This is a genomic window from Salmonella sp. SAL00653, from assembly GCF_046552515.1.
Lineage (GTDB): Bacteria > Pseudomonadota > Gammaproteobacteria > Enterobacterales > Enterobacteriaceae > Salmonella > Salmonella enterica.
Genome location: NZ_JBGDTY010000017.1, coordinates 46,041 through 72,387, shown reverse-complemented (window position 1 = coordinate 72,387; position 26,347 = coordinate 46,041). Strand labels below are relative to the sequence as shown.

At 52.0% G+C, this 26,347-nt stretch carries 24 protein-coding genes and 2 pseudogenes; 18 read left to right on the top strand and 8 right to left on the bottom strand.

Annotated features, from left to right (window positions below):
• The first annotated feature begins 5 nt into the window (after positions 1-5).
• From ACLJRU_RS18620 to ACLJRU_RS18610, 3 genes are all read left to right on the top strand, one after another.
• Positions 6-989 (top strand): aldo/keto reductase, encoded by a 984-nt coding sequence (locus ACLJRU_RS18620; protein ID WP_000782142.1) that lies wholly within the window; start codon positions 6-8, stop codon positions 987-989.
• Between the two features lie 129 nt (positions 990-1,118).
• Complete coding sequence (locus ACLJRU_RS18615) at positions 1,119-1,877, top strand: DeoR/GlpR family DNA-binding transcription regulator (RefSeq protein WP_001539857.1); 759 nt, start codon at positions 1,119-1,121, stop codon at positions 1,875-1,877.
• A gap of 137 nt (positions 1,878-2,014) precedes the next feature.
• Positions 2,015-3,373, top strand: coding sequence for an MFS transporter (locus ACLJRU_RS18610; protein WP_011264273.1), 1,359 nt, complete (start codon positions 2,015-2,017; stop codon positions 3,371-3,373).
• A 135-nt stretch (positions 3,374-3,508) separates the two neighbouring features.
• Here ACLJRU_RS18610 and pncA read toward each other — a convergent pair whose 3' ends face one another.
• The 3 genes from pncA to sppA form a co-directional block, all read right to left on the bottom strand.
• Entirely contained in the window at positions 3,509-4,132 is a 624-nt protein-coding gene (pncA, locus tag ACLJRU_RS18605) for a bifunctional nicotinamidase/pyrazinamidase (protein WP_001539860.1), read from the bottom strand.
• 26 nt (positions 4,133-4,158) lie between these two features.
• A complete protein-coding gene (gene ansA / locus ACLJRU_RS18600) occupies positions 4,159-5,175 on the bottom strand; it encodes an asparaginase (RefSeq protein ID WP_001170134.1) in 1,017 nt (338 codons plus the stop codon).
• A gap of 95 nt (positions 5,176-5,270) precedes the next feature.
• Positions 5,271-7,127 (bottom strand): signal peptide peptidase SppA, encoded by a 1,857-nt coding sequence (gene sppA / locus ACLJRU_RS18595; protein WP_001259883.1) that lies wholly within the window; start codon positions 7,125-7,127, stop codon positions 5,271-5,273.
• A gap of 173 nt (positions 7,128-7,300) precedes the next feature.
• Between sppA and ACLJRU_RS18590 the strand changes: the two genes are divergently transcribed.
• The 3 genes from ACLJRU_RS18590 to topB all read left to right on the top strand — a co-directional run bounded on the left by ACLJRU_RS18590 (position 7,301) and on the right by topB (position 10,967).
• The gene (locus tag ACLJRU_RS18590) at positions 7,301-7,852 is read left to right on the top strand and encodes an NAD(P)H nitroreductase (protein WP_000339313.1); all 552 of its coding nucleotides are present in this window, start codon (positions 7,301-7,303) and stop codon (positions 7,850-7,852) included.
• A 117-nt stretch (positions 7,853-7,969) separates the two neighbouring features.
• Complete coding sequence (gene selD, locus ACLJRU_RS18585; protein ID WP_001294900.1) at positions 7,970-9,013, top strand: selenide, water dikinase SelD; 1,044 nt, start codon at positions 7,970-7,972, stop codon at positions 9,011-9,013.
• A gap of 4 nt (positions 9,014-9,017) precedes the next feature.
• Positions 9,018-10,967, top strand: a complete 1,950-nt coding sequence (topB, locus tag ACLJRU_RS18580) for a DNA topoisomerase III (RefSeq protein ID WP_001235868.1) — start codon at positions 9,018-9,020, stop codon at positions 10,965-10,967.
• Between the two features lie 29 nt (positions 10,968-10,996).
• Here topB and gdhA read toward each other — a convergent pair whose 3' ends face one another.
• Positions 10,997-12,340 carry an NADP-specific glutamate dehydrogenase gene (gene gdhA, locus ACLJRU_RS18575; RefSeq protein ID WP_000372865.1) on the bottom strand — a complete coding sequence of 448 codons (1,344 nt, stop codon included), beginning with the start codon at positions 12,338-12,340 and terminating at the stop codon, positions 10,997-10,999.
• Between the two features lie 238 nt (positions 12,341-12,578).
• Between gdhA and ACLJRU_RS18570 the strand changes: the two genes are divergently transcribed.
• Positions 12,579-12,854 (top strand): YnjH family protein, encoded by a 276-nt coding sequence (locus tag ACLJRU_RS18570; RefSeq protein WP_001254680.1) that lies wholly within the window; start codon positions 12,579-12,581, stop codon positions 12,852-12,854.
• Here ACLJRU_RS18570 and ACLJRU_RS18565 read toward each other — a convergent pair.
• Together ACLJRU_RS18565 and xthA are read right to left on the bottom strand one after the other, a co-directional pair.
• Positions 12,814-13,230, bottom strand: a complete 417-nt coding sequence (locus ACLJRU_RS18565) for a pyrimidine (deoxy)nucleoside triphosphate diphosphatase (protein ID WP_000592136.1) — start codon at positions 13,228-13,230, stop codon at positions 12,814-12,816. The two genes, ACLJRU_RS18570 and ACLJRU_RS18565, sit on opposite strands and share 41 nt — an antisense overlap.
• Before the next feature lie 72 nt (positions 13,231-13,302).
• A complete protein-coding gene (gene xthA / locus ACLJRU_RS18560) occupies positions 13,303-14,109 on the bottom strand; it encodes an exodeoxyribonuclease III (RefSeq protein WP_000673955.1) in 807 nt (268 codons plus the stop codon).
• A gap of 445 nt (positions 14,110-14,554) precedes the next feature.
• Between xthA and ACLJRU_RS18555 the strand changes: the two genes are divergently transcribed.
• The 5 genes and pseudogenes from ACLJRU_RS18555 (at position 14,555) to spy (ending at position 19,080) form a co-directional block, all read left to right on the top strand.
• On the top strand, positions 14,555-15,781 hold the full coding sequence (locus tag ACLJRU_RS18555; protein ID WP_001539867.1) for an aspartate aminotransferase family protein: 1,227 nt from the start codon (positions 14,555-14,557) through the stop codon (positions 15,779-15,781).
• Positions 15,772-16,557, top strand: a pseudogene (astA, locus tag ACLJRU_RS18550) (arginine N-succinyltransferase); the annotation flags it as partial. The gene ACLJRU_RS18555 and the pseudogene astA, both read left to right, overlap by 10 nt.
• Positions 16,549-17,298: pseudogene (locus ACLJRU_RS18545) on the top strand (N-succinylarginine dihydrolase); the annotation flags it as partial. The pseudogenes astA and ACLJRU_RS18545, both read left to right, overlap by 9 nt.
• Positions 17,291-18,259: a succinylglutamate desuccinylase gene (gene astE, locus ACLJRU_RS18540; RefSeq protein WP_001539869.1), complete on the top strand. Its 969-nt coding sequence runs from the start codon at positions 17,291-17,293 to the stop codon at positions 18,257-18,259. The pseudogene ACLJRU_RS18545 and the gene astE, both read left to right, overlap by 8 nt.
• A 335-nt stretch (positions 18,260-18,594) precedes the next feature.
• A complete protein-coding gene (spy, locus tag ACLJRU_RS18535) occupies positions 18,595-19,080 on the top strand; it encodes an ATP-independent periplasmic protein-refolding chaperone Spy (protein WP_001229001.1) in 486 nt (161 codons plus the stop codon).
• Between the two features lie 74 nt (positions 19,081-19,154).
• Here spy and cho read toward each other — a convergent pair whose 3' ends face one another.
• Positions 19,155-20,036 carry an excinuclease Cho gene (cho, locus tag ACLJRU_RS18530; RefSeq protein ID WP_023234902.1) on the bottom strand — a complete coding sequence of 294 codons (882 nt, stop codon included), beginning with the start codon at positions 20,034-20,036 and terminating at the stop codon, positions 19,155-19,157.
• 120 nt (positions 20,037-20,156) lie between these two features.
• Complete coding sequence (gene nadE, locus ACLJRU_RS18525; RefSeq protein ID WP_000174981.1) at positions 20,157-20,984, bottom strand: ammonia-dependent NAD(+) synthetase; 828 nt, start codon at positions 20,982-20,984, stop codon at positions 20,157-20,159.
• A 218-nt stretch (positions 20,985-21,202) separates the two neighbouring features.
• Here nadE and osmE point away from each other — a divergent pair, with 218 nt between their 5' ends.
• The 6 genes from osmE to ACLJRU_RS18495 all read left to right on the top strand — a co-directional run bounded on the left by osmE (position 21,203) and on the right by ACLJRU_RS18495 (position 26,337).
• Positions 21,203-21,544, top strand: coding sequence for an osmotically-inducible lipoprotein OsmE (osmE, locus tag ACLJRU_RS18520; RefSeq protein ID WP_001039301.1), 342 nt, complete (start codon positions 21,203-21,205; stop codon positions 21,542-21,544).
• Positions 21,545-21,844: 300 nt separating this feature from the next.
• Entirely contained in the window at positions 21,845-22,165 is a 321-nt protein-coding gene (gene chbB / locus ACLJRU_RS18515; RefSeq protein ID WP_023234903.1) for a PTS N,N'-diacetylchitobiose transporter subunit IIB, read from the top strand.
• Positions 22,166-22,247: 82 nt separating this feature from the next.
• Positions 22,248-23,606 carry a PTS N,N'-diacetylchitobiose transporter subunit IIC gene (chbC, locus tag ACLJRU_RS18510; RefSeq protein ID WP_001539873.1) on the top strand — a complete coding sequence of 453 codons (1,359 nt, stop codon included), beginning with the start codon at positions 22,248-22,250 and terminating at the stop codon, positions 23,604-23,606.
• A 50-nt stretch (positions 23,607-23,656) separates the two neighbouring features.
• Complete coding sequence (gene chbA / locus ACLJRU_RS18505) at positions 23,657-24,004, top strand: PTS N,N'-diacetylchitobiose transporter subunit IIA (protein ID WP_000459883.1); 348 nt, start codon at positions 23,657-23,659, stop codon at positions 24,002-24,004.
• 10 nt (positions 24,005-24,014) lie between these two features.
• Complete coding sequence (gene chbR / locus ACLJRU_RS18500) at positions 24,015-24,857, top strand: transcriptional regulator ChbR (RefSeq protein WP_077916180.1); 843 nt, start codon at positions 24,015-24,017, stop codon at positions 24,855-24,857.
• A 124-nt stretch (positions 24,858-24,981) separates the two neighbouring features.
• Positions 24,982-26,337, top strand: coding sequence for a 6-phospho-beta-glucosidase (locus ACLJRU_RS18495; protein ID WP_000078785.1), 1,356 nt, complete (start codon positions 24,982-24,984; stop codon positions 26,335-26,337).
• The last annotated feature ends 10 nt before the right edge of the window (positions 26,338-26,347 follow it).

Sequence of the window (26,347 nt, the reverse complement as noted above, 5' to 3'; positions counted from 1 at the left end):
GGCAGATGAAAATGATACCTTTAGGTAATACAGATATAGCGCTTTCCCGTATGGGACTCGGCACCTGGGCTATCGGCGGCGGTCCGGCATGGAATGGCAACCTCGATATGCAGGTCTGCATCGATACTATCGTTGAGGCGCACCGTTGCGGTATTAACCTGATTGATACGGCGCCGGGCTACAACTTTGGCAATAGCGAAGTGATTGTCGGTCAGGCGCTGAAAAAATTACCGCGTAACGAGATGGTGGTAGAGACCAAATGCGGGATCGTCTGGGAGCGGGAAGGGAGTCTGTTCAATAAAGTCGGCGATCGCCAGCTTTATAAAAATCTTTCTCCGGACTCTATTCGTAAAGAAGTTGATGCCAGTCTCCAGCGACTAGGGATTGATTATATCGATATCTATATGACCCACTGGCAGTCAGTACCGCCGTTTTTTACGCCGATTGCGGAAACCGTTGGCGTGCTCAATGAGCTGAAAGCAGAGGGGAAAATCCGTTCTATCGGGGCGGCGAATGTAGATGTCAGCCATATCCGCGAATACCTTAAACATGGCGAGCTGGACATCATACAGGCGAAATACAGCATTCTTGACCGGGCGCTGGAAACGGAGCTGCTGCCTCTATGCCGCGAGCACGGCATCGTGGTACAGGTTTATTCGCCACTGGAGCAGGGATTGTTAACCGGCACCATTACCCGTGACTATGTTCCCGGCGGGGCGCGAGCGAATAAACTCTGGTTCCAGCGTGAGAATATGTTGCGGGTTATTGATATGCTGGAGCAGTGGCAGCCATTGTGCGACAAATACCATTGCGCCGTCCCGACGCTGGCGCTGGCGTGGATATTGCGACAAAGCGAATTGATTTCGATACTGAGCGGTGCCACGTCGCCGGAGCAGGTACGAGAGAATATCGCTGCGCTGTCCATCACCTTAACGGATGACGATGCGTTATTGATGAGACAAATGGCGGAAGCGCTGGACAATCCATAAGCAATACATTACACCTCTTTTTTGGCGAAATGCAGATAAAATCTGTTATTCAAACGGCTTATTTTGAAAGTAAACATAGTCTGTGAGATACTCAACGTTTATCATGACGTCGAAAACAGAGGTGTAATCGTGGCGGCGAAAGACAGGATTCAGGCGATCAAACAAATGGTCGCTAATGATAAAAAAGTAACAGTCTCTAACTTGAGTTCAATTTTTCAGGTAACCGAAGAGACAATTCGACGCGATCTGGAAAAACTCGAAGATGAAGGCTTTTTGACTCGAACTTATGGCGGTGCGGTATTAAATTCGGCGGTGCTGGCTGACAATATCCATTTTTATAAGCGTGCAAAATCGTTCTATGAAGAGAAGCAAATTATAGCCCGTAATACGCTTCCGTTTATTAAAAACAAAACAACGATGGCCGCCGACTCCAGCAGTACGGTAATGGAATTGCTAAAACTCCTGAAAGACCGAAACGATCTTACTTTGTTAACTAACTCAGCGGAAGCTTTCCATGAACTGGCGCAATCGGACATTAATCTTGTTTCTACGGGCGGTGAGTTAAATAAAAATACGCTATCGCTGCAGGGGCGTATCACTAAAGAAATAATCAGCCGTTATCATGTTGATATTATGGTAATGAGTTGTAAAGGGCTGGATATGGCGAGCGGGGCGCTTGATTCTAACGAGGCGGAAGCTGAAATCAAAAAAACGATGATTCGCCAGGCCACAGAGGTGGCGTTATTGGTGGACCACTCAAAATTTAATCGCAAAGCGTTCGTGCGGTTGGTCGATTTTAGTCATATCCATTACCTGATAACGAATAAAATGCCAGGTGATGAATGGATCGCATTTTGCGATAAAAATAATATCCAGCTTGTCTATTAATCGATAGATTATCCTTGACTGGATTGTTTTCGCCTGGACTATGCCAAAAAAAAAACGGCAGATGATAGCAAGTGCGGCAAATACCCCTTTGCCGCGAGACAATAATTTATTATTTTGCTGCGTTAGAGGCCATCCAGATGGAAGACAATGATCATATCGGCGCCAGACTAGACCGCTTACCGTTATCCCGGTTTCATTTTCGTATTTTTGGAATAATTAGTTTTGGCCTGCTATTAACGGGGTTTTTGAGTTACTCAGGAAATGTGGTTCTGGCCAAATTGATAAACAATGGCTGGTCGAATAATTATCTTAATGCCGCGTTCACATCGGCACTGATGCTTGGCTACTTTATTGGTTCGCTTACCGGCGGTTTTATTGGGGATTACCTGGGGCGTCGAAAAGCGTTTCGCATTAATTTGTTGCTTGTGGGCATCTCCGCAACGGCTGCCGCATTTGTTCCCAATATGTACTGGCTGATTTTCTTTCGTTGTCTGATGGGGACAGGCATGGGGGCATTGATTATGGTTGGATATGCTTCTTTTACCGAGTTTATCCCTCCCGTTGTACGAGGAAAATGGTCCGCGCGTCTCTCTTTTGTAGGAAACTGGTCACCGATGCTGTCTGCGGGAATTGGTGTAGTGGTCATTGCGTTTTTAAGCTGGCGGATGATGTTTCTTCTTGGCGGGATAGGGATGCTGCTGGCGTGGTCTCTCTCGGGGAAGTACTTTATCGAATCGCCCAGGTGGTTAGCAGGTAAAGGGCGGCAACGCGAGGCTGAACAACAGCTTCTCATGATTGAATCGCAAATAGAAAAAGAAAAAAGTATTATTTTGCCGACGCATCAGGAAAGCAATAAATCCATGGAATCGCGCTTTGAAAACGGTACATTCTGGCTCTTATTCAAAGGACAAATGCTGCGGCGCACGTTAGTGGCGATCACTGTATTGATTGCGATGAACATTTCGCTTTATACCATTACGGTATGGATCCCGACAATTTTTGTTAATTCAGGAATTGATGTTACAAAATCTATTTTCATGACCGCCATCATTATGATTGGCGCGCCGGTGGGCATATTTATCGCCGCGCTCATTATTGACCATTTCCCCAGACGGTTATTTGGTTCGCTGTTGCTTATCGTTATTGCGGTAGTAGGATATTTTTACTCAATACAGACTGAGGAATGGGCCATTCTGCTTTATGGACTAGTAATGATTTCCTTTCTGTATATGTACGTCTGCTTCGCCTCGGCGGTTTACGTTCCCGAATTATGGCCTACGCACCTTAGACTACGTGGATCGGGTTTTGTGAATGCGGTAGGGCGGATCGTCGCTGTCTTTACCCCCTACGGCGTGGCGGTTTTACTGACCCGGTATGGATCTGTCACCGTTTTTGTTGTGCTGGGTATGCTGCTGGCGGCGTGCGCGCTGATATTATTTTGTTTTGGCATTGAAACGAGAAGAGTTTCGTTAGAAGCGCTCTCCAGCCTGCGTTGAGCTTTGCCTGGTAGCGATGCTGACGTGACGTATCCGGCCCAAAGATCTATGCAATGGTCTCACCGTTGCGTGATGTATTGACCGGATACGATACCTGCTCCGCTACCTGGCGACAGCCTGGCCCTGCGTCTCTTCTCAGTCTGCCAGCGTATACAGCGTCGCGCCTGCCGCCGCCATTTCCATAAACGCGTGTGCGCTATCCTGCGGGTGAATATTCACGCCGCGACAGCCATCGGTGATAACGTTAACGGCATAGCCCAACTCTAGCGCATCCAGCACCGTAAATTTTACGCAGTAATCGGTCGCCAACCCCATCACGATAAGCTCGGTAACGTCATGCTCGCGAAGCCAGGTATCAAGAGTAGTTTTCTGCCGATGTTCGTTGTCAAAAAACGCGCTGTAGCTATCAATCAGCGGGTTCTCACCCTTATAGATGCAGGCGTCAATCGCATGTTGGTTAAGCAGGGGATGTAACGCCGCGACGTCGGTATGTTGAACGCAGTGATCCGGCCAGAGCGTTTGCGGCAGCCCGTCCAGCTCTCCCTGACTATAGGGTTCCGCCTGATGCTGGCTGGCGAAGCTGCCATGCTGCGCGGGATGCCAGTCCTGGCTGGCCAGCACCGGAATCTGCCGGGGCTGGCACCAGTCAATAAGAGCGTTGGCGATGTCGATGGTGCTGTCGCCTTCCGCTACAGCCAGCGCGCCGCCGGCGCAAAAGTCATTTTGCAAGTCGACCAGTAATAAGGCCCGGTTTGTCATTATCTTCTCCTTGTCGTCGGGATTTTTTAATCATCCGGCGTCAATTCACCACGCAAGTTTTGCGCCATCGCGCTACGAATCGCCTGAGTGTCCAGACCCTGGCTTAACAAATAATGCAGTTTGGTTAAGGTAGCTTCGACGGTCATATCGGCACCGCCAATCACGCCAGCGTGCGCCAGCGCATTACCGGTAGCGTACCCGCCCATATTGACTCGCCCTGACATGCATTGCGTCAGGTTAACCACCACGATGCCGCGCGAACTGGCCTCTTTCAGCTCCTGTAAAAACGCTTTATTTTGCGGCGCGTTGCCTACGCCATAAGAGCGCAGAATCAGCGCTTTTACCGGCTGACGCAGAAAGTTACGTACTACCTCGGCGGAAATCCCCGGATAAATCGTCACTACGCCTATCGGCTGCGGCGTAATAGGGTGAACGATTAATTCACCAGAACCGTAGGGCGCGGGAGGCGTATTTAAACGGCGAATGTGAATTCCTGCTTCCAGCAAGGGCGGCAGATTAGGAGAGGCAAAAGCGTCAAAACCATCCGCATGGGCTTTGGTCGTGCGATTGCCGCGGAACAGACGATTATTAAAAAACAGCGTTACTTCATTAATAGGGTAGTTGGCGGCGACATAAAGCGCATTCAGCAAATTAATTTGCCCGTCGGAGCGCAGCTCAGCCAGCGGAATTTGTGACCCTGTCACAATGACCGGTTTGCCCAGATTTTCCAGCATGAAAGAGAGCGCCGATGCGGTAAACGCCATCGTGTCGGTGCCGTGCAGAATAACAAAACCGTCATACTCATCGTAGTGCGCTTTGATATCTGCAGCGATATGCTGCCAGTCTTCCGGCGTCATATCTGATGAATCCATCAGCGGGGCATATTCATGGATGGTAAAATCCGGCATCTCCGGGCGGTGGAATTCCGGCATCAGCGCCAGCTGGCGCTGAAGGTGCCCGGACACCGGGATATACCCTTTATCTGAGCGCTGCATACCGATAGTACCGCCGGTATAGGCAACGTAAATTGATTTCTTTTGCATGATAATGTTCAGTCGTGTCGCGAAGGACGTATTAATGATTATCGGATGGCGGCTATGAGCAGACGCCGCCATCCGGTATGCCTATTGATGAAGCATTAGCGAACGTTCGCGCAAGTCAAACAGAACGCATAACGGTTTTGGGGATCGTTAAATGCCGCCAGTTTATCCCCCTCGGCCTTCACCGTGTTGGCGGCGGAAACGAGCGGCGCTGGGAGCATCGCCTGAATGGCCTCCGGCAGCATGGCGCGTACTGATCCGGTCATACTGTCCATGACCATATCAAGGACCGTCGGTTCGTCCTGATAGTAATCAAGATGCCACTGTTTCAGTTTCGCCAGCTCCGCCGCTTTGGCGACGGCGTCGTCAAAGTCGCCGAGACTGTCCACCAGACCATTGGCTTTCGCGTCTTCTCCGGTCCAGACATGGCCTTGCGCGATTTTATCAATCTGCTCCGGCGTACGCTTACGCGCGTCTGCCACCAGTGTGATAAAGCGTTTGTAGCCGTACTCAATACTGAGTTGCATCATCTGCTGCACTTCCGGTGACAGCGCTTTGGTCATCGAAATATCCGCCAGCGGCGAGGTGGAAACGCCGTCGCTGTGTACGCCAATCGACGACAGGCTGTTTTCTACCGTATTGATGACGCCGAAGATGCCAATTGAACCCGTCAGCGTGCTGGGGCTGGCCACGATATAGTTTGCCGGCGTAGAGATCCAGTAACCGCCGGAGGCCGCCATACCGCCCATTGAGACCACCACCGGTTTGCCAGCCGCTCTTGCTGCCGCCAGTTCGGCGCGGATAACTTCGGAGGCGTTGACGCTACCGCCTGGGCTATTGACGCGCAGCACAATCGCTTTCACTTTAGGATCAAGGCGTGCGTCGCGGATCTGCGATGCCGTAGTGTCGCCGCCGACATTCCCTGGCGTTTCTTCGCCATCCATAATCGCGCCATTGGCGAAAATAACCGCAATAGTACCGCCGGTATCCGCAGGCGTTTTCAGCGAATAATCGTAATAGCTGATCGCGCGATAGTTATTTTCGGTTTTGCTCCAGCCAAACTGCTTCGTCAGCGCTTTTTCAACATCTGCGCTGGAGGCGAGGGCGTCCACCAGTTTATGGTCGAACGCATATTTGGCGGTGTCGCCGCCCACGCTGGTTAACCCGTCGATAATAGCCTGCGCGCCGGGGAAGAGTTGTTGCGGCGAAATCTGGCGATTGGCGGAAACGGTATGCAGGTAGTTTTGCCACAGTTCGCCTATCCAGCGGCTGTCGGCCTCGCGGGCGGCGGGCGACATATCGTCGCGGATAAACGGCTCGACGGCGGATTTATAGGTGCCGACCCGGAAAACGTGGGTAGAGACTTTCAGTTTATCCAGCAGCGTTTTGTAGTACAGGCCATTCGTAGCGAAGCCGTGAAGATCTACCTGGCCCTGTGGGGAAAGCCAAATTTTATTGGCGAAACTGGCGAGGTAATACTGACCCTGGCTGTAGTTTTCACCCACGGCGAAAACCGGTTTGCCGCTGTCGCGGAATTCGCGCAGCGCTTTACCGATATAGCGCATTGACGGTTGATCGGCGCCGGTGAAGTTTTTCAGATCCAGAACGATACCCGTGATGTTACGGTCATCTTTCGCCTGACGAATAGCGTTGACGATGTCAAACAGGGAGTTTTCCTGCAGACGGTCGGAGCTGGCGCCAAATAACTGGCGACCCAGCGCGCCCAGACGGTGATTGGTGGACGGTTTATCCACAATGACGCCGGAAATATCCAGCAGCAAAGCGCCGCGCGCCGTTTGCTCACTGTTGCTGCCGTTACCGATCTGCATCCAGATCCCAACGCCCACCAGAACCAAAAAAATAAAGAACAGGTTGAGTACCATTTCACGGACGAGGTTCAACACTCGCCACGTCCATTTAAAAAATCCGGCAATAAATCGCCACAGGGTTCGCATGTATTCTCCCTATCTGAGTAACAACGCTTGTACCTTGGTGAGGATAAAGCATTAAGATGTGGCTATCGTAATGACCCATCAGGCAGTTGTCAGCAGGAATCACTGCCTGCGCTGTAACAAAATCCGCTCCCGTGTTAATTTTGTGAATAAATATCATTGCTGGAGTTAATCAAATGGATGCACTAGAACTGCTGGTCAACCGTCGTAGCGCCTCTCGTCTCGCAGAACCGGCGCCTGTCGGAGAGCAATTACAGAACATTCTGCGGGCGGGAATGCGTGTTCCCGATCATAAATCTCTACAGCCGTGGCGTTTTTTTGTGATTGAAGGAGAGGGGCGCGACCGCTTCAGCGCCGTGCTTGAACAAGGCGCTGTCGCTGCCGGGGGCGATGAGAAAGCGATCGAAAAAGCGCGTAATGCGCCGTTTCGCGCACCGCTGATCATTACCGTGGTGGCGAAATGCGAAGAAAACCATAAGGTTCCAGTGTGGGAGCAGGAGATGTCTGCCGGATGCGCGGTGATGGCGATGCAAATGGCGGCGATTGCGCAAGGGTTTAATGGTATCTGGCGTAGCGGCGCATTAACGGAGAGCGCTATCGTGCGGGAAGCCTTTGAGTGCCGCCCGCAGGATAAAATTGTTGGTTTTCTCTATCTCGGCACGCCGCAGCTCAAAGCGTCAACGACGATCAGTACCCCCGACCCCACGCCGTTTGTGCGTTATTTCTGACGCTGAGGGATAAAACTGTCTGGATTCTGAGCAAAGGCGCGGTAATTCAGACAGTGATACTTACCACATCAGGGAATGAGCGCTACCATAGCGCGAATGCAATGACAGGAGATGTCCATGAGCGAGCAAGCCATTCGTTTAACGCAATACAGCCACGGCGCTGGTTGCGGTTGTAAAATTTCCCCTAAAGTGCTGGAGACTATCCTGCATAGCGAGCAGGCGAAGTTCGTCGACCCGAATCTGCTGGTGGGTAATGAAACCCGCGATGATGCGGCGGTTTACGATCTGGGTAATGGCACCAGTATCATCAGCACCACCGACTTCTTTATGCCGATAGTCGACAACCCGTTCGATTTTGGCCGCATTGCGGCAACAAACGCTATCAGCGATATTTTTGCGATGGGCGGCAAACCGATTATGGCGATCGCGATCCTTGGCTGGCCGATTAATACCCTGTCGCCCGATATTGCGCGTGAAGTGACCGAGGGGGGGCGCTTTGCCTGCCGTCAGGCCGGTATCGCGCTGGCGGGCGGACACTCTATTGACGCCCCGGAGCCGATCTTTGGTCTCGCGGTCACAGGCGTAGTGCCGACCGAACGGGTGAAGAAAAACAGTACCGCGCAGGCGGGATGCAAACTCTTTCTGACCAAACCGTTGGGGATTGGCGTGTTGACCACCGCCGAGAAAAAATCGCTGCTTAAACCTGAACATCAGGGGCTGGCGACGGAAGTCATGTGTCGGATGAACGTTGCTGGCGCGGCGTTTGCCAATATCGACGGCGTAAAAGCTATGACTGACGTTACCGGTTTTGGCCTGCTGGGGCACCTGAGCGAGATGTGCCAGGGCGCAGGCGTGCAGGCGCTGCTTTGCTATCAGGACATCCCTAAACTGCCGGGCGTGGAAGAGTATATTGCTCTGGGCGCCGTACCGGGCGGCACAGAGCGCAACTTCGCCAGCTATGGTCATCTGATGGGCGACATGTCGCGTGAAGTTCGTAGCCTGCTGTGCGATCCGCAAACGTCAGGCGGTCTGCTGTTGGCGGTAACGCCGGACGCCGAAGACGATGTTAAAGCCACCGCGGCGGAATTTGGTATCGATCTGACCGCGATTGGCGAACTGGTCGAGGCCCGCGGCGGTCGCGCTATGGTTGAGATTCGTTAACCTGATGCGGTTGTTTATTGCCGAAAAACCGAGTCTGGGGCGCGCCATTGCGGATGTGCTGCCAAAACCGCACCGTAAAGGCGATGGTTTTATTGAGTGCGGAAACGGGCAGGTCGTCACCTGGTGTATTGGTCATTTGCTGGAACAGGCGCAGCCGGATGCGTATGACAGCCGTTATGCGCGCTGGAATCTGGCTGACCTGCCTATCGTGCCGGAAAAATGGCAGCTTCAGCCTCGTCCTTCCGTCACCAAACAGCTCAATGTGATTAAGCGCTTTTTGCATCAAGCCGGTGAAATTATTCACGCTGGCGACCCGGATCGCGAAGGGCAGCTTCTGGTTGATGAAGTGCTGGATTATCTCCAGCTTCCTGCCGAAAAGCGCCAACAGGTGCGGCGTTGTCTGATAAACGACCTTAACCCGCAGGCGGTCGAGCGTGCTATCGACAGGCTGCGAGCGAACAGCGACTTCGTGCCGCTGTGCGTCTCCGCGCTGGCGCGAGCGCGAGCGGACTGGCTGTATGGCATTAATATGACCCGCGCTTACACGATCCTGGGCCGTAATGCTGGCTATCAGGGCGTGTTATCCGTGGGACGCGTACAGACGCCGGTACTGGGGCTGGTGGTGCGGCGAGACGAAGAGATTGAGAACTTCGTCGCCAAAGACTTCTTTGAAGTGAAGGCGCACATCGTTACGCCTGCCGACGAGCGTTTTACCGCTATCTGGCAGCCGAGCGAGGCGTGCGAACCTTATCAGGATGAAGAAGGGCGCTTGCTGCATCGTCCGCTGGCGGAGCATGTGGTGAACCGAATCAACGGTCAGCCCGCGCTGGTAACCAGTTATAATGATAAACGGGAATCAGAATCCGCGCCGCTGCCGTTTTCGCTCTCGACGCTACAGATTGAAGCCGCTAAACGCTTTGGCCTGAGCGCGCAAAACGTGCTTGATATTTGTCAGAAGCTATATGAAACCCACAAACTGATTACCTATCCGCGTTCCGACTGCCGTTATCTGCCGGAAGAACACTTTGCCGGACGGCAGGCGGTCATGAACGCGATTAGCGTCCACGCCCCGGATTTACTGCCGCAGCCTGTGGTTAATCCTGATACGCGCAATCGCTGCTGGGATGACAAAAAAGTGGATGCGCACCACGCGATTATCCCGACGGCGCGCAGTTCTTCTGTCCATCTGACGGAAAACGAAGCGAAAGTGTACACCCTGATTGCGCGTCAGTATCTGATGCAGTTCTGCCCGGACGCGGTGTTTCGTAAATGCGTTATTGAACTGGAAATCGCCAAAGGGAAATTTGTCGCCAAAGCGCGTTTTCTGGCGGAGGCCGGTTGGCGGACGTTACTGGGCAGTAAAGAGCGCGACGAGGAAAACGACGGTACGCCGCTGCCGGTTGTCGCCAAAGGTGATGAGTTGCTGTGTGAAAAGGGGGAAGTGGTCGAGCGCCAAACCCAGCCGCCGCGTCATTTCACTGATGCGACATTGCTTTCCGCGATGACCGGAATTGCCCGCTTCGTGCAGGATAAAGATCTGAAAAAGATCCTGCGCGCGACCGATGGGCTGGGGACGGAAGCCACGCGCGCCGGGATTATCGAGCTGCTGTTCAAACGTAGCTTTCTGACCAAAAAAGGGCGCTACATTCATTCTACCGATGCTGGCAAAGCGTTAATACATTCGCTGCCGGAAATGGCGGCCCGTCCAGATATGACCGCGCACTGGGAATCTGTTTTGACGCAAATCAGCGAAAAGCAGTGCCGTTACCAGGATTTCATGCAACCGCTGGTCGGCACGTTATATCAGCTGATCGAGCAGGCTAAGCGCACGCCGGTGAAGCGCTTCAGAGGGATAGTCGCGCCAGGCGGTGGAGACAAGAAAAAGAGCGCGCCGCGTAAGCGAGCGGGCAAAAAAAGCCCGCCTGCTAAGGAGACAGGCCGTCAGACCGAATAAGCGTAAAGCTATCTGGCCTGACGACGGGATTAAATGACGCCCTGCGCCAGCATGGCGTCGGCGACTTTCACGAAACCGGCGATGTTGGCGCCCTGAACGTAGTTGGTATGCTTATTGTCGCCGCCGTACTCGACACAGGCGTGGTGGATGTCCAGCATAATGTGATGCAGACGGGCGTCCACTTTCTCGGCTTTCCAGCTCAACCGCGCGGCGTTCTGCGCCATTTCCAGCCCCGATGTCGCCACGCCGCCCGCGTTGGCGGCTTTACCCGGCGCAAACAGTACGCCCGCCTCAAGGAAGAGATCGGTCGCTTCAATCGTGGTTGGCATATTTGCCCCTTCCGCCACGGCTTTTACGCCATTGGCAATCAGTACGCGCGCGGCGTCAACGTCCAGTTCGTTCTGCGTCGCGCATGGCAGGGCGATATCCACCGGTACGCTCCAGGGCTGCTGGCCTTCCAGATAGGTTAAGCCAAACTCACGGGCGTAGTCAGCGACGCGACCGTCACGGCTGGCTTTAATTTCACACAGACGCGCCAGCTTCTCTGGCGTGAAGCCACTTTCATCGACCACCGTCCCGCTCGAATCCGACGCGGTAACCACGCGCGCGCCAAAGGCCATCGCTTTCTCAATGGCGTATTGCGCTACGTTGCCGGAGCCGGACACGGCGACGCGCATCCCTTCAAAACCGAGACCATGACGTTTAAGCATCGCTTCGGTGAAGTAGACCAGGCCATAGCCCGTCGCCTCCGGACGAATCAGGCTGCCGCCGAAGGAAAGTCCTTTGCCGGTGAAGACGCAGGCGCTGTTATTGGAAAGCTTGCGCATCATTCCCGCCATAAAGCCCACTTCGCGCCCGCCCACGCCGATATCCCCGGCAGGCACGTCGGTATCCGGCCCTAAATGGCGATACAGTTCAGTCATTAGCGCCTGGCAGAAACGCATCACTTCGCCTTCGCTTTTTCCTTTCGGATCGAAATCGCTGCCGCCTTTACCGCCGCCCATCGGCAACGTGGTGAGGGCATTTTTAAAGGTTTGCTCAAAGCCGAGGAACTTAAGGATGGAAAGGTTTACCGAAGGATGGAAGCGCATACCGCCTTTATAGGGGCCGATAGCAGAGTTGAACTGCACGCGCCAGGCGCGATTTACCTGCACCTGGTTTTTGTCGTCCAGCCACACTACGCGAAACTGGATTACGCGCTCTGGTTCAACCAAACGTTCCAGTAAAGACATGTGGCGGTAACGGGGGTTTTGTTCAAGAAACGGCCACAGGGTGGTCATGACTTCACGGACGGCTTGCGCGAACTCGGTTTGATGCGGGTCGCGCTTTTGTACATGGTTGAGGAACGATTCCAGAGAACATGTCTGATCCATAGATATAAAAACCTCTTATATATTAATGTGGTTGTATTTGCGTTTTATCAGAATATGTATTTGCAGTTTTCGACTATACCATCAGCAATGTGACGGTAAGCAAGAAAAAAATGACGCTGCTAAGTAAATTCATAACGGGGCGAGGGTCATAACTAAAAGCGATGACAAAAGAGGATTAAAGTTTTCACGGCGGCTTACCGTTATACTGAGAATATACTTAGAAAAATAAGGAAATCCTATGCGCCGAAGCCTCGTGGTCGCCGTGATGGCGATAATGCCAATGGTCGGGCTGGCAAACCAGAACAGTCGTCCTGATATTCAGGTGAATGTCCCGCCGGAAGTTTTCAGCATGCGCGGTCAGTCGTCCCAGCCCTGCATTCAGTGCTGCGTTTACCAGGATCAGAATTACTCCGAAGGCGCGGTAATAAAAGTGGAAGGCGTCTTGCTCCAGTGCCAGCGTGACGAAAAAACCATCAGCACGAATCCGTTAGTCTGGCGTCGCGTAAAGCCATAAACGCCTGCAATAGCGGAATATCCGCCGGGGCGAGGGGGTACTCCAGCGCCTCTTCCGGCGTACACCAGGCTAATGCCTGATGTTCCAGCGCACGTATCAGACCGTTAAACGCAGGCACATGCCAGGCGTGCAAATGAATTCGTCGGCCAGACACGTCGCGTTGATGGCTGGCGATATAGACGCCGGGCGTGGCGTCAATCCCTAACTCTTCGCGTAGCTCGCGGATAAGCGCCTGCGGCTGGGTTTCGCCGGGTTCGACTTTACCGCCGGCAAACTCCCATAAACCGGCTTGATCCGCATGAGCTGGGCGCTGGGCCAGCAGAATTTTGCCGTCGCGTTCAATGATGGCGGCAACAACATCGAGTTTTTTTATCATTGTCGTTAAGGTCGTTATTCCTGCCGGGAAGCGTCGCGCTATCCCGGCCTTACGGTTAATCAGAAAGCGGAATCAAACACGAAACGTCGCCCAGACCGGCGCATGGTCGGAGGGTTTTTCCATACTGCGAATGTCGTAGTCTATACCGGTTTCTGCGCAACGTTCCGCCAGCGGAGCGCTTGCCAGCAAGAGGTCGATACGCAGCCCGCGATTATCCACGAAACCTTTTGAGCGGTAATCAAACCACGAAAATTTATCCATCGTTTGCGGATTCGCCTGACGGAACGTGTCCACTAATCCCCACTTCAGTAACCGCGACATCCATTCACGCTCCTCCGGCAGGAAGGAGCATTTACCGGTACGCAGCCAGCGTTTGCGGTTCTCTTCGCCGATGCCAATATCCAGATCGGTCGGGCTGATATTCATGTCGCCCATAATTAATACCGGATTATTGCACTTGAGTTCCGTTTCAAGATAGTTTTGCAAGTTCTGATAGAACTGCGCTTTCGCGGGGAACTTCAACGGATGATCCCGGCTTTCCCCCTGCGGGAAATAGCCGTTAATGACGGTAATATTACCCAGCGGCGAGGGGATTTCCGCCATGATAATGCGGCGTTGCGCCTCTTCGCCATCATCCGGGAAACCGCGTCTGACGGAAATGGGCGTGGCTTTTGTTAGCAGCGCGACGCCGTAATGGCCCTTTTGTCCATGATAGAAAACGTTATAGCCCAGCTTCGCGACCTCTTCGAGCGGGAACATTTCGTCGTGGACTTTTGTCTCCTGTAGACCGATCACATCGGGCTGGTGTTTTTCGACAATCGCTTCAAGTTGATGGGGACGGGCGCGCAGGCCGTTGATATTAAAAGAGACAAATTTCATAGTCACTGCCACTTTGCAAGGTGAATCGTGTTGGGATGGTAGCAGAAATTTTATCGGGTGACTGCCACTCATCGTCAGATTCGGCCAATGGAAGCATATGGTGTTTTCTATAGCGCGAAAATGGCACGGTTTGCGTGCAGATGCGCCAGAACGGGGCGGTAATTTCCAGTAAATTTCGTATAAGATCACAATACCAGAATTATATTTGGCAACTGAATAATATTTCGCTTTTTCCTCTTTTTAGCCACCGATTATGCGGAAATATTCACTTTTCATGCAGTAAAAGTGAATATCGCTACGCTGTAACCCATTGATTTACCGTTTATCACTTCTGTTTATGCAATGTTAACGCTGGCTGGCACGAATGCTGCAATCTACATTTACAGCGCAAACACTCAGATTAATTAACATATAAATAACTTTATTTTTACCAAAAGAGGTCGCTATGTCTCTGTCAGTTACGCGCGAAAATTTTGATGAATGGATGGTGCCGGTATATGTTCCCGCGCCTTTTATTCCTGTACGCGGAGAAGGCTCACGCCTGTGGGAGCAGCAGGGGAAAGAGTACATTGATTTTGCTGGCGGGATCGCGGTCAACGCCTTGGGACATGCGCATCCGGCGCTGCGCGAGGCGTTAAATGAACAGGCGAATCGCTTCTGGCATACCGGAAACGGTTACACCAATGAACCGGCGCTGCGACTGGCGAAAAAACTGATCGACGCGACCTTCGCCGAACGCGTTTTCTTTTGTAATTCAGGCGCTGAAGCAAATGAAGCAGCATTAAAACTGGCGCGCAAATATGCCCACGATCGTGTTGGCAATCATAAAAGCGGCATTGTGGCCTTTAAAAACGCGTTCCATGGTCGCACGCTCTTTACCGTCAGCGCTGGCGGTCAACCCACCTATTCACAGGACTTTGCGCCGCTGCCGCCGGATATTCGTCATGCAGCCTATAACGATCTGAACTCCGCCAGCGCGCTAATTGATGACAATACCTGCGCCGTAATCGTAGAGCCTGTGCAGGGCGAGGGCGGCGTGATCCCCGCCACGAAAGCTTTTTTGCAGGGGCTGCGTGAATTGTGCGACCGGCATCAGGCGTTACTGATTTTTGATGAGGTGCAGACGGGCGTCGGACGTACCGGCGAACTGTATGCATATATGCATTATGGCGTTACGCCCGATATCCTGACGACCGCTAAAGCGCTGGGCGGCGGCTTCCCGATCGGCGCGATGCTGACCACGCAAGACTATGCCAGCGTCATGACGCCAGGCACGCATGGCACCACCTACGGCGGTAATCCGCTGGCAACGGCAGTTGCCGGAAAAGTACTGGATATCATCAATACGCCGGAGATGCAAAACGGCGTCAGGCAGCGCCACGATGCGTTTATTGAACGTCTAAATACCATTAATGTACGTTTTGGCATGTTCAGTGAAATTCGCGGGCTGGGGCTACTGCTTGGCTGTGTGCTACAGACGGAGTTTGCCGGAAAAGCCAAACTCATCGCTCAGGAAGCGGCAAAAGCAGGTGTGATGGTGCTCATCGCCGGCGGCGACGTGGTGCGTTTTGCGCCAGCGTTAAATGTGAGCGACGAGGAGATAGCCACCGGGCTTGATCGTTTTGCCCTGGCGTGCGAACGCCTTCAGACGGGAGGCGCATCATGCGGGTGATTCGTCCTGTCGAACATGCGGATATCGCCGCGCTGATGCAGCTTGCAGGCAAAACGGGCGGCGGCTTAACCTCGCTACCGGCAAATGAAGCGACGCTGGCGGCCCGCATTGAACGCGCGCTAAAAACCTGGTCCGGCGAGCTGCCAAAAGGCGAACAAGGGTATGTATTTGTTCTTGAGGACAGTGAAACGGGTGAGGTCGGCGGGATCTGCGCCATTGAGGTCGCGGTCGGTCTTAACGACCCCTGGTATAACTATCGTGTCGGTACGCTGGTTCATGCTTCCAAAGAGCTGAATGTATATAACGCGTTGCCAACATTATTCCTGAGTAATGATCACACTGGCAGCAGTGAGCTTTGCACGCTGTTTCTCGATCCCGAATGGCGTAAAGAGGGTAACGGCTACTTGTTGTCAAAATCGCGCTTTATGTTTATGGCCGCGTTTCGCGATAAATTCAATGAGAAAGTGGTGGCGGAAATGCGCGGCGTCATTGACGAGCACGGTTATTCTCCCTTCTGGCAAAGTCTCGGCAAACGCTTTTTTTCTATGGATCTCAGCCGGGCGGATTTTTTATGCGGTACCGGGCAAAAAGCGTTTATCGCCGAGCTGATGCCCAAACATCCTATTTATACCCACTTCTTATCTGAAGAGGCACAGGCCGTGATTGGCGAAGTCCACCCGCAAACGGCGCCAGCCCGCGCGGTGCTGGAAAAGGAAGGCTTTCGCTATCGCCACTATATCGACATCTTCGACGGTGGGCCGACGCTGGAGTGTGATAATGAAATACGACCCGCTCGTTATCCGGCGCGCCAGAGCCGCGAAGCCAGCGAGGCCGTGGCGCGTCTTAATCAGGTGAATCCGCAACAGGTTATCTTCGCTCAGCAGAACCCGGAGGTCATCGATCAAGGCGTATTCCATAATGATGTCATCGCCGTTTCGAATCGACAGGTATTGTTTTGTCACGAAGCGGCGTTTGCCCGGCAGAAAGTGCTCATTAATCAGTTGCGTACGCGTGTTGACGGTTTTATGGCGATAGAGGTGCCCGCCGGCGAGGTTTCTGTATCAGATGCTGTGGCCACCTACCTGTTTAATAGTCAGTTGTTAAGCCGTGACGACGGCTCAATGCTGTTAGTGTTGCCGCGGGAATGTCAGGATCATGTCGGCGTCTGGCGCTATCTGAATAAGCTGGTGGCGGAGGATAACCCCATCAGCGCGATGCAGGTGTTTGATTTGCGAGAAAGTATGGCTAACGGCGGCGGGCCGGCCTGTCTGCGATTACGCGTGGTGTTAACAGAAGAAGAACGACGGGCGGTGAATCCAGCGGTAATGATGAATGACGCTCTGTTTACGGCCCTTAACGCGTGGGCGGATCGTTATTATCGCGATCGCCTGACCGCTGCCGATCTGGCCGATCCGTTATTATTGCGAGAAGGCCGGGAGGCGCTGGATGTGTTAACGCGTCTGCTGGATTTGGGGGCGGTTTATCCTTTCCAGCAAACGGGGGCGGCTGATGGATAACTTTCTGGCGTTGACGCTAAGCGGCACGACACCACGGGTGACGCAGGGGAAGGGCGCGGGTTTTCGCTGGCGCTGGTTAGGCCATGGTCTGCTTGAACTCACGCCCGATGCGCCGGTCGACCGCGCGTTAATTCTTTCTGCGGGGATACACGGCAATGAAACCGCGCCGGTCGAGATGCTGGATAAGCTGCTGTCGGCGCTGTATTCAGGCAGCTTGACGTTAACGTGGCGAGTGCTGGTGGTACTCGGCAATCCGCAGGCGCTGGCGGCGGGAATACGCTATTGTCACAGCGATATGAACCGTATGTTTGGCGGGCGTTGGCAGTCCTTTGCCGAAAGCGATGAAACGCGGCGGGCGCGTGAGCTGGAGCTAAGTCTGGATACCTTCTTTTCATCTGGCCAGGTGCGGGTACGCTGGCATCTGGATCTGCATACCGCCATTCGTGGCTCGCATCATTTGCGTTTTGGCGTATTGCCGCAGCGCGACCGCCCGTGGGAGGCGGATTTTCTGGCGTGGCTGGGCGCGGCAGGACTGGAGGCGTTGGTATTTCATCAGGCGCCAGGCGGTACGTTTACGCACTTTAGCTCTGAACATTTCGGCGCGCTTTCCTGTACGCTGGAGTTGGGAAAGGCGTTGCCGTTTGGGCAAAACGATCTGACGCAGTTCAGCGTAACCTCGCAGGCGTTGTCGGCGCTGCTGAGCGGTATCGAAACGTCAACCTCGTCTTCGCCGCCGCTACGCTATCGGGTGGTGTCGCAAATCACGCGTCACAGCGACAAGTTCGCGCTTTATATGGATGCGCAAACGCTGAATTTTACTGCCTTTGCGAAGGGAACGTTGCTGGCCGAGGAGGGGGATAAGCGTGTGACGGTGACGCATGACGTTGAATATGTTCTCTTTCCTAATCCCTCTGTCGCCTGCGGATTGCGGGCTGGATTAATGCTGGAAAGACTGCCCTGATAAACGTCCCTGTAAGCTCACGTTAGGATTACAGGGATGATTTGGGACACATTTTCATGCTATTACGGATTATTCTTGGAGAATTGCTTTATTAATAAGCGTTGCTGCGTTATAGTTCTGCATAATTTCTGCTATATCATGCTGTTGTATATTTCTCTTTCAACTCTGCGCAATTTATTCTTTTTTTCTTCACAATTGGCGAAAAAGTGTTTTTTATACTTTCATTGTTTTACCGTTGTTATGACTAATTGACGCTAAGACGGTTAAAGTTAATCACGACAACACGGCGCTGTTTTAAATATGCCGTAAAAATAACTGAAAGGAAGGATGGAAATATGCGTAAACTGACTGCTCTATTTGTTGCCTCTACCCTGGCGATGGGTGCTGCGAATCTCGCTCATGCCGCTGAGACTACCACCGCCGCGCCAGCGGATGCGAAGCCAATGATGCAGCATAAAGGTAAATTTGGCCCACATCACGATATGATGTTTAAAAACCTGAACCTGACGGACGCACAGAAGCAACAAATTCGCGACATTATGAAAGCGCAGCGCGAGCAAATGAAACGTCCGCCGCTGGAAGAGCGTCGCGCCATGCATGATATTATCGCCAGCGATACCTTCGATAAAGCCAAAGCCGAAGCGCAAATTACGAAAATGGAAGCGCAGCGCAAGGCCAATATGCTGGCGCATATGGAAACCCAGAATAAAATTTATAACGTTCTGACGCCGGAGCAGAAAAAGCAATATAACGCTAATTTTGAGAAGCGTCTGACAGAACGCCCGGCGCAAGAAGGTAAAATGCCTGCTGCGGCAGAATAACTTTCCGCATAATTTAAGACCGCCGGTCTTGTCGACAACACAATCGTTGAGGTGGACAGGATCGGCGGTTTTCTTTATGACTGGCGACAGTCGGTGTGCAGTTCAATGATCTCATATTGACCTGACATTAGTGGCTTACAGAGAATTTTATAGCCATCCTGATCAAAGCCCGCAGGGGTGCGCACCAGGGTGGCGGCCTCATCCAGCGAGGGGACCGCCCCCAGCCATAACCAGTTGTTGATAATGTGGAACTGGGTCATTTGTGGGCGGCTCTCTTTTAACGCGATAGCGCCTTTCCAGGGCCAGCAAACCACACGTAACCGTTCCAGCGAGGCCTGCAGACGAAGAAAATGCGCCTGCGGGGTTTCTTGCCCACAGCACGCGCCAGCACAGCGCTTCAGAGCGAAACGAAAACAGGCGCGCCCACGGCTTACCGGTTCAAGCCCCAGCAGGCCATAACACAATTTTTGTTCATCGGCGAGGTTCTGTAAGCTTTGCAGCGCCGCCCGACGGTTGGCGAAGAGCCCAAACAGGTTCGGCTCATGGGAAAAATCGACGCTGCGGGCGGAAACGACCTCAATCTTTTGTTCGCTCAACTGTAGCGAGCAAAGCTGGCGATTACGACGTAACCGCTTGTTAAACAGCGGCTGTTGTTCTTTGATCAGCCGTGCCTCCAGCAGCAACGCGCCCATTTCCCCAGCGGTGCAGATCCAGCTTATCCGCCGCGCCTGTCGCAGCATAGTGGCCTCGTCAGGCGTTCGCAGATGTGAAAGCACCCGGCTGCGAATATTCACGCTTTTACCGATATAAAGCGGCAGCGTATCGCTTTCGCTATGAAATATATAGATGCCCGGTAAGGCTGGCGCTTCGCTGAGGAAAGGACGTAAATGTTCTGGATATTCGTAAATGGCCGCCGCTTCAAACTCAAGGCGGGGGGCTGATTGACGCCGTACCACAGTGATCTCCGTTAACTGGTTATTCATCCAGTATAACAGCGGATGGGTGATTAAAAAAGAGGCTGGGAAGAGAGGAGGCCGGATAGACGAGCGATATCCGGCACAACAGTAGAAGTACGCTTACCTTTTCCAAAAGTCGTCGAATACCGTAATCGGTAAACGGCGCTTATGTTCAGTTTTTACATACCAGCCTTCGATAGTTTTAGCGATGGCGGGGTCCAGCGTTTTGCCTTCCAGGTAATCGTCAATATTGTCATACGTTACGCCCAGCGCGGCTTCATCAGGCAGTGAAGGGCGGTCGTCTTCCAAATCGGCGGTGGGGACTTTTTTATACAGATGCTCAGGACAGCCCAGCGCTGCGAGAAGCTGTTTGCCCTGGCGTTTGTTAAGGCGATGAAGCGGGTTAATATCGGTACCGCCGTCGCCATATTTGGTGAAGAACCCGGTTATCGCTTCCGCCGCATGGTCGGTGCCCACCACGACGCCGTGAGTCATACCGGCGATGCTATATTGCGCTTTCATTCGCTCACGCGCTTTTTCATTGCCGCGAACAAAATCGCTCAGCTCAATTCCCGCTTCGCGCAGCGCCTGTTCGCTGGCGAGGACGGCGCCTTTAATATTGACGGTGAGTACTCTGTCCGGCTGAATAAAAGCAATGGCGTCCTGGCAATCCTGTTCATCAGCCTGTACGCCATAAGGCAGACGAACGGCGATAAACTGCAGCGCATTATCACCGGTCTCTTCTCGCAATTCGGCGATAGCCATCTGGCTGAGTTTCCCGGCCAGCGTCGAATCCTGCCCGCCGCTGATGCCTAACACCAGCGATTTCAAAAAGGGATAGGTTTTCAGGTACGCTTTAAGAAAATCCACGCTGCGGCGAATTTCTTCTTCAGGGTTGATATGCGGTTTCGCGCCAAGCGCCTGGATTATCTCTTGCTGCAGAGTCATTTAACCCCCTTCGACATTAAAAAAATGAATCTTTACCCTGTTAAAGCTAACCCTTCGCCGCTGAAACAACAAGGTTTGGCGGGCTAAGCGGTGTTTAAAACAACATGTCGCTGCGTTAGAGAATTTTCCGAAAGACTTTTTGTGGCGGGTCGCGGCTTGAAAAATATTCTGATGTATTCCAGGCTTACATAACACGCTGATAAACAAGAGGACGGAAAATGAACAAGAACGTAGCAGGAATTTTAAGCGCAGCGGCGGTAATGACTATGCTGGCAGGCTGTACGGCGTATGATCGTACAAAAGACCAATTTGTTGAGCCTGTCGTTAAAGATGTTAAAAAAGGAATGAGCAGGGCGCAAGTTGCGCAGATTGCGGGCAAACCGTCATCTGAAGTGAGTATGATTCATGCGCGCGGTACCTGTCAGACCTACATCCTGGGTCAACGTGATGGTAAAGCGGAAACCTACTTTGTTGCGCTGGATGATACCGGGCACGTGATTAACTCCGGCTACCAGACCTGTGCGGAGTACGACACTGACCCACAGGCGCCGAAGCAGTAACAACTGTACATTGCCTGAACATTCAAGGAAACCGGCCTGCGAGCCGGTTTTTTTGTGCCTGCCATAACCTTATTTATTATCGCGAATTATTTGCCCGAAATGTGAGGGGGGGCATAACGCCAGGTCAATGAGAGACAATTTAGTGGGTCAAGGAAATACCATCCGGCGGTCCGATCCCGTATACTCATTTCAGCCACCTAAAAAAGTAAATCCGGTTACGCAAGTCGCCCAGAGTATGGATGCAGGTTGAGGCTTGCGGCGTATCTGGTTGACAGATAATCGCACATGAGGAAGGTTTTTATGGAAAAGAAACACATTTATCTGTTTTGTTCTGCGGGCATGTCAACATCGTTACTGGTATCAAAAATGCGCGCTCAGGCTGAAAAATATGAAGTGCCGGTGATTATTGAAGCATTCCCTGAAACCCTGGCCGGTGAAAGAGGCCCGGCAGCGGACGTCGTGTTATTAGGCCCGCAAATTGCTTATATGCTCCCCGAAATTCAGCGTTTATTACCCGGTAAACCGGTAGAAGTCATTGATTCAATGTTGTACGGCAAGGTAGATGGCTTAGGCGTGCTTAAAGCTGCGGTAGCGGCAATTAAAAAAGCCGCCGCGAATTAATTATTTTTTAATTTTTCCCGTCAAAGAGTTATTTCATACACTAACCGCAATATTTTATTGCGGTATTTAAGGGTATTTTTCTATGAGTAACGTTATTGCTTCACTTGAAAAGGTACTCCTTCCTTTTGCTGTAAAAATAGGAAAGCAGCCACACGTTAATGCAATCAAGAACGGCTTTATTCGTTTAATGCCATTAACCCTTGCGGGGGCGATGTTTGTATTAATTAATAACGTTTTCCTGAGCTTTGGGGAGGGGTCGTTTTTTTATTCCATGGGCATTCGGCTTGATGCCTCAACCATTGAAACTCTTAATGGATTGAAAGGTATCGGCGGGAACGTCTATAACGGCACATTGGGCATTATGTCGCTCATGGCGCCATTTTTTATCGGCATGGCGCTGGCGGAAGAGCGTAAGGTTGATGCGCTGGCCGCCGGACTGCTCTCCGTGGCGGCATTTATGACCGTAACGCCGTATAGTGTCGGCGAGGCCTATGCCGTAGGCGCTAACTTGCTGGGCGGCGCGAATATTATCTCCGGTATTATTATTGGCCTGGTGGTCGCGGAGATGTTTACATTTGTTGTCCGGCGTAACTGGGTGATTAAGCTACCGGACAGCGTACCGGCTTCGGTGTCTCGTTCATTCTCAGCATTAATTCCCGGCTTTATTATTCTCTCTATTATGGGGATTATTGCCTGGGCGCTGTCTAATTACGGTTCTAACTTCCATCAGATTATTATGGACACTATCTCTACGCCGCTGGCATCGCTGGGTAGCGTGGTAGGGTGGGCATATGTCATTTTTGTACCGCTGCTGTGGTTCTTTGGTATTCATGGTTCGCTGGCGCTGACTGCGCTGGACAGCGGCATCATGACGCCCTGGGCGCTGGAAAACATCTCTATTTACCAACAGTATGGCTCCGTCGATGCGGCGCTGGAAGCCGGTAAAACGTTCCATATCTGGGCGAAACCGATGCTGGATTCTTATATCTTCCTCGGTGGTAGCGGCGCAACGCTGGGTCTGATCATCGCTATCTTCCTGGCATCCCGTCGCGCGGACTATCGCCAGGTGGCAAAACTGGCGCTGCCGTCAGGTATCTTCCAGATTAACGAACCCATCCTGTTTGGCCTGCCGATTATTATGAACCCGGTGATGTTTATCCCCTTCATTCTGGTTCAGCCGATTCTGGCGGCGATTACGCTGGTGGCTTACTATTTGGGTATTATTCCGCCGATTACCAATATTGCGCCGTGGACCATGCCAACCGGGTTGGGGGCGTTCTTTAACACCAACGGCAGTGTCGCCGCGTTGCTGGTTGCGCTATTTAACCTGGCGGTCGCTACCCTGATTTATCTCCCCTTCGTGGTGGTGGCTAACAAAGCGCAGAACGCCATCGAGCAGGAAGAAAGCGAAGAAGATATCGCTAACGCACTGAAATTCTAAACTCCGCGTCGGCATGGGATGCCATGCCGGGCTGAATCAGAGGAAAGACTATGTTTGATCTTGAAAATGTTGTAGATAACCAGACAGCGGCTGAGGAACTCGAAGAAGTCGTTATGGGGCTTATCATCAATTCTGGTCAGGCGCGCAGCCTGGCATATGGCGCGCTCAGAAAAGCGAAAGAAGGCGATTTTGAGGCGGCGAAAGCGATGATGGACCAGTCGCGCATAGCGCTCAATGAAGCGCATCTTGTGCAGACAAAACTCATCGAAGGCGATCAGGGCGAAGGCAAAATGAAAGTCAGTCTGGTCCTGGTTCACGCTCAGGATCATTTGATGACATCAATGCTGGCTCGTGAACTGATCGCTGAGTTGATTGAGCTCCATGAGAAACTGAAATAACAGGGGGCGGATGATGCAGCTACAGGTTAACGCAACGGAAATCAAAACGGTTTATGAGCAGCAGCTCTTCAATGGCAAAAATTTCCATGTGTTTATCTATAACAAGACGGAAAGCGTCACCGGGCTGCATCAGCACGACTACTATGAATTTACCCTGGTATTAACCGGACGTTATTACCAGGAGATCAACGGGAAGCGTGTGCTGCTGGAACGTGGAGATTTTGTTTTTATCCCGGTGGGGTCGAATCACCAAGGTTTCTATGAGTTTGGCGCAACGCGTATTCTGAACGTAGGAATTAGTAAACGTTTTTTTGAACAGCATTATCTTCCGTTACTGCCGTTTTGTTTTGTGGCATCGCAGGTATACAGGGCGAATAGCACCTTCCTTACCTATATTGAAACGGTGATTGCGTCGTTGAATTTTCGCGGCAATGGGCTCGACGAATTTATCGAAGTGGTGACATTTTATATTATAAACCGCTTACGTCATTACCGCGAAGAGCAGGTTTATGATGATATTCCACAATGGCTGAAAGCAACCGTGGAGATAATGCATGATAAAACGCAGTTTGGCGAACATGCGCTGGAAAATATGGTGCGCCTGTCGGCAAAATCCCAGGAGTATCTGACGCGCGCCACCCGACGTTATTACAGCAAAACGCCGATGCAAATCATTAATGAGATTCGCATTAATTTTGCCAAGAAACAGTTGGAAATGACCAACTATTCGGTTACGGATATTGCTTATGAAGCCGGGTATAGCAGTCCAAGTCTGTTTATTAAAACGTTTAAGAAGATGACCTCATTCACGCCGAATAGTTATCGGAAGCGATTGACGGAAATTAATGAGTAACGGTTTACATTGCTCGATTAGTTACATTTCACGCTTGCCCCAATAGCGCGGGGAACGTCACGCTATTTCTTACGAGCGGGCATAGCGTAATACATATCAGTGTCATACACTGAAGGGAGATATTATGAGCCAGAAATTAAAAGTCGTCACTATTGGTGGCGGGAGCAGCTACACCCCTGAATTACTTGAAGGCTTTATTAAGCGCTACCATGAATTACCTGTCACCGAATTATGGCTGGTTGACGTTGAAGACGGGAAAGAGAAGCTGGGCATTATTTATGATCTCTGCCAGCGAATGATTGATAAAGCAGGCGTTCCGCTAAAATTGTATAAAACGCTGGATCGCCGGGAAGCGCTGAAAGGCGCTAATTTTGTCACTACCCAGCTACGCGTTGGTCAACTCAAAGCCCGTGAGCTGGACGAGCGTATCCCGCTTAGCCACGGCTATCTGGGGCAAGAAACCAACGGCGCTGGCGGTTTATTTAAAGGGTTGCGTACCATTCCGGTTATTTTTGACATCATTAAGGATGTTGAAGAATTATGTCCGAATGCGTGGGTCATTAACTTTACTAACCCGGCGGGGATGGTGACGGAAGCGGTTTATCGTCATACCAACTTTAAAAAATTCATCGGCGTATGTAATATTCCTGTCGGCATGAAAATGTTTATTCATGACGTGCTGGCGCTGAATGAGAATGACGATCTTTCCATTGACCTGTTTGGTCTAAACCATATGGTCTTTATTAAAGATGTGCTGGTGAATGGCACCTCACGGTTCGCAGAATTACTGGATGGCGTGGCGTCCGGTCAGTTGAAAGCGTCAACCGTAAAAAATATCTTTGATCTGCCGTTTAGTGAAGGATTGATTCGCTCGCTGAACATGCTGCCGTGCTCTTATTTGTTGTATTACTTCAAGCAAAAAGAGATGTTGGCGATTGAAATGGGCGAATATTACAAAGGCGGCGCGCGCGCTCAGGTCGTACAGAAAGTGGAGAAACAACTCTTCGACTTGTACAAAAATCCTGAGCTAAACGTGAAGCCGAAAGAGCTTGAGCAACGCGGCGGCGCTTATTATTCCGATGCCGCTTGTGAAGTCATTAACGCTATTTATAATGACAAGCAGACTGAGCATTACGTTAATATTCCACATCATGGGCATGTCGAGAATATCCCGGCGGACTGGGCGGTGGAAATGACCTGCATTCTGGGACGCAATGGCGCGACGCCGCACCCGCGTATCACCCGTTTTGACGAAAAAGTGCTGGGGCTTATCCACACTATTAAAGGATTTGAGGTCGCGGCCAGCAATGCGGCGCTGAGCGGAAACTTTAATGATGTGCTGCTGGCGCTTAACCTGAGTCCGCTGGTGCATTCCGACCGAGACGCAGAAGTCCTGGCGCGTGAGCTCATTCTGGCGCATGAAAAATGGCTGCCTAATTTTGCCGCTTGCATCGAAGCGCTTAAAGGTAAGCACCACTGACAGAGGTAGG